Below are 3,851 nucleotides of genomic sequence, written 5' to 3'. Positions count from 1 at the left end.
CGGCGAGAGCGGCGGGTCACCGCGCCGGACCGCGCGCGGCGACGTGGTGTCGCCGTGCGACGGCACCCTCTCATCGTGCTCGACGGCGCGCGACGACCCCGTGCTGCCGCCGGACGTCGTCCGACGCGGGGCGACCGTGTCGTCCTCGTTCCCGTCGGGGGCGGGTGCGGCCGGCCACGCGCGCAGGCGTCCGGACCAGAGGGTGACGCCGTCGGGGTCGTCGTCGTGCTGGTCGGGATCGTTCACGCGTCGCTCCGCGTCAACCGCACCTCCGCGTCGCCGAGGAAGAACCGTTCTCCGGCCTCGATCTCCTCCCCCGGCGGCGCCTCGACCTCGGTGCCCATGAGCGTGGCGAAGAGGACACCGTTCGTCGAATCGAGGTCGGTGACGTACCAGACCTCTCCGCGTAGCTGGAGGCGCGCGTGGGTCTTGGAGACCGTCCGCGTCTCGTCCGAGATCGCGATGAGCTGCGCGTCCGGGTGCTCGGCATCCGGCCCCGGCCGTCGCCCGAGGATCACGACTCCCGACGTCAGGGCGACCGGCGCACCCGCAGGCGGCACCAGCATCCATGGGATGCGCTTGCGGCGCGTTACGACGGTCCGATCGAGCGCGTCCACATCGTCGTCGTCAGCGATGGCCGGCAACTCGGACTGCGTGAAGAGGGTCGAGACCGATGTGCGGGCGGACCGGGGGGACCCCGCCTCCGGCAGCTCGGCGACGGCCGATACCGCCTCGGACAGCTCGGGGAATTCCTCCCCGGGCGAGACGACCGACGGTCGCGGGGCCGCCACCGGCTCGGGCGAGGGGCGCGTGAGGGGGACGTCGGCGATCGGCACCGTGGACTCGCCGCCGGATCGCTGCGATCGCCGGGAGGGACTGACCCACGGGGCGACGGGCGGCTCGGCATCCGCGCCCGTCCCCTCGTGGTCGTCAGGCTGCTCGCGCCTCGGGGAGGCGAGGGATTCATGGCCCTCGACCGCGGCGCCGACGATCGGGCCGGCGGCGTTGCTCGGCGCCCCCTCCGCGACGGGGGGTGTCTTCTCGCCTCGAGGGTCCGACATGCCCTGGAGCGCATCCACGGCGAGACCGCGTCGGAGACCGCCCGAGCCGCGACGAGGGTCGTCACGCAGCGCGTCGAGCACCTCCGACACCGACGTGTCGGGCGCCGCGTCCGCTCGTCCGGGGCGGGCATCGTCGTCGCCGCGGTCGCGATCGGCGAAGAGCGCGGGCGTCGGATCGGCGGGTCGCGACCAATCGGCGGGCGAGGGAACCGCATCGGCCAGCGAGACGGACGGCGCGGCGAAGGGCACCACGACCGGTTCGGACACGGGGACGAATGGCGCCCCTCCACGATCGGGCCCGGGCGCCTCCGTTACGCCCCCGGTATCCGGAGTCCACCGGCTCCGTGCCGAACTCGGCGCCTTCGTCGCGCCGTCGGCATCCGGAGTCCAGCGGCTCAGCGCCGAGCCCGACGCGTCCGATGCACCCTCGGCATCCGGGGTCCACCCGCCCACGAGCGGAACGTAGGCGGGCGCGTCGTCGGTACCGCGCCGGAACGGACCGGAGCGCTCCTCGACGCGACCGGCGCCCTCGTGGCCCGACCACCGCGCCGCGCCCCACCCGAGGATGCTGGCCCAGACGACGGGGAACAGCGCACCCACCACCGTGAGCCCGGTACCGCCGCCGAAGGCTGTCGTGATGCGGTGAACGGCGACGACGAACACGATGAAGAAGGCGATCGCGCCGAAGAGCGGCACGACGTTCAACAGCACCAGCCATGGCGAGAAGTCGCCCCGCTGGAGCACGGTCGCGACATTCAGGACCGGCACCCACGCCTTCCACGCCGGCTCATCCATCTTGCGGAACATCGCCGCCAGGGCGAGTGCGAACCAGACGTACAGCACGACGACGAGCGCGAGCGACGTCATCCCGAGAATCACCATCGTCGAATCGGTCATGTCGTGTCGCGCTCCACCCGGACGGTGGAACGCTTCCCCCTCTCGTGGCGGTGCGGCGGCCTTCGCCGCCGACGGCCCGGGGCGAGGAACCCCAGGAACGATCTCAACGATACGGCGGAGCGTACCCGCTGCCACATGCTCTGGCGTCTGCGCAGGGCGCGCCGTTCCTCATCGACGATGCGCCAGAAGGCCGCGGCCTCGTCAGCGGTCACCGCACCCGGCGAGAAAACCGCCCGATCCGCATCATCGGCCAGACGAATTCCGCCGGGGGTCGCCAGAACCTCGGCCACCTCGCGACGGGTCGGCGCGCGGGGCAGGGTACGTCGGGAATCGAGGGCGGAATCGACGTACTCGTCCCAGCCGCCGGCGATGGCCGAGCGCGGGTCGGGGTCGAGTCGACGGCCGCGCCGGCGGAGCAGCTTGGCGAGGATGACGGTCAGGAACGGTCCGAAGACGATGAGGAGCAGGAGCAGCACGATCCCACCCACCCGCGCGAGCGCCCACAGCCAGGCGAGATCGACACCGTCGTCGGCGCGCTCGTCGTCATCGAGGGCATCATCTTCCTGCACCGGCTCGGGCGGGACGACCTCTTCGGCGGTGTCGGGCCGGACCTCGGTGACATTCTCCGGGTCCTGCTGCTGGGTGACCTCCAGGCTCGGCGACTTCTCCCACTGGGGTGTCACGTCGACCGGCGTCCAACGACCGTCGGAGCCCTGCACCTCGGTCCACGCGGTCACATCGCGCGCCCGGCACTCCCCCGCGTCGCAGGTGGAGAGGGAGGAGTCGGTGGAGCTCACGCGCGCCCCCACCACTACGCGGGCAGGGAAACCCAGCTCGTGGGCGATGAGCGCCGTCGCCACCGAGAACTGCTCGTCATCGCCGACCGCGGCGACGAAGTTGTCGGAGGAAGCGGCGCGCGGATCGTCTTCGCGCTCCAGCAGCCGCTCGAACATGCGGTCGATACGGGCGATGGAGTGGCCCGAGGCGCTCGGCTGGAGTCGGTATCCCGGCAGATCCTCCGTCCAATTCGGCGGGGCGGATCCCTCGAGGGCGAGGCTGTGGCTGAGATAGCCGCGCTCGCGCAGCAGCTGCACCAGCCCCTGCAGCGCCACCCCGCCCGACCCCGAGGCGTTCTGCTCCACCCACCGGCGCAGGTTGTCACCCCCGGCCGTCCCGGCAGAGTCACCGGGGGGCGAGAGCGACATCAGGTCGGCGCCCGCGGGCTCCACGGCGTCGAGGCGGTACCGGTCGCCCGGGCGCAGACCGCCGTCGGCGATCTGCACGCCGGCCTGTGCGTCGGCGCTGTAGTAGAAACGATCGGCGAGCAGCGTCCGACGGTCGCCCTCGAACGTCGCCCCCGACAGACGCCCGGCCGTCGGCATCCACAATCCGCCGAGGTCCACGATCTCGACGTCGGCGTCGACCGCACGGCCTTCGCCGGCGTCGCGGGACGACGGCAGCCGGACGAAGCCTCCCCCCGAATCGCCGGACGCGCGGAAGATCTCGCCGTCGTACGTGTCGAGGGTGGCGATGCGGATGCGCTCGGGGAGCTCGCCGGCATTCGCGCCCTCGGGGCTCGTGACGCGGAACAGCACGTCGTCGGAGCGGGCGTCGGAGAACAGGGCGCGGTAAGCGGCGAGCGGACTCACCGCCTCGGCGATCTGCCGATCGGGTCCGGCCACCGACCGGAGAACCCGACGGTCGGCGTCGCGCGCTACCCAGGGGACGACGGCCACAGTCACGACCACCGCGACGGCCAGCATGGCGACGCCCAGGGCTGCTCGTCGGCGGTCGGCGAGCGACGGCCCCCGCCCGACGTGCACGGCGGATCGGGCGCTCGCCCTCGACAGCGCGCGAACACGCTCATCGCGGGCGCGCCAAGCCAGCCACAGC

The 3,851-nt window shown here is 72.8% G+C and carries 3 protein-coding genes; all 3 read right to left on the bottom strand.

What is annotated here, in order from left to right; translation table 11 throughout:
• Nucleotides 1–246: hypothetical protein (locus RWP81_RS15195; RefSeq protein WP_314457500.1), on the bottom strand; the 246-nt coding region annotated here is incomplete at its 3' end.
• Entirely contained in the window at nucleotides 243–1,958 is a 1,716-nt protein-coding gene (locus RWP81_RS15190) for a DUF5684 domain-containing protein (protein WP_314457498.1), read from the bottom strand. The genes RWP81_RS15190 and RWP81_RS15195, both read right to left, overlap by 4 nt.
• Nucleotides 1,955–3,851: transglutaminaseTgpA domain-containing protein (locus tag RWP81_RS15185; protein WP_314457496.1), on the bottom strand; the 1,897-nt coding region annotated here is incomplete at its 5' end. The genes RWP81_RS15185 and RWP81_RS15190, both read right to left, overlap by 4 nt.

The sequence above is a fragment of the uncultured Microbacterium sp. genome (assembly GCF_963521695.1).
Lineage (GTDB): Bacteria > Actinomycetota > Actinomycetes > Actinomycetales > Microbacteriaceae > Microbacterium.
The sequence above is the reverse complement of the archived record's forward strand: the minus strand, read 5'-3'. Positions and strand labels throughout refer to the sequence as shown.

Bases quoted from the DNA above. Each gene is read 5' to 3' on its own strand.
- RWP81_RS15190 (WP_314457498.1), bottom strand. From the start codon at position 1,958: ATGACCGATTCGACGATGGTGATTCTCGGGATGACGTCGCTCGCGCTC.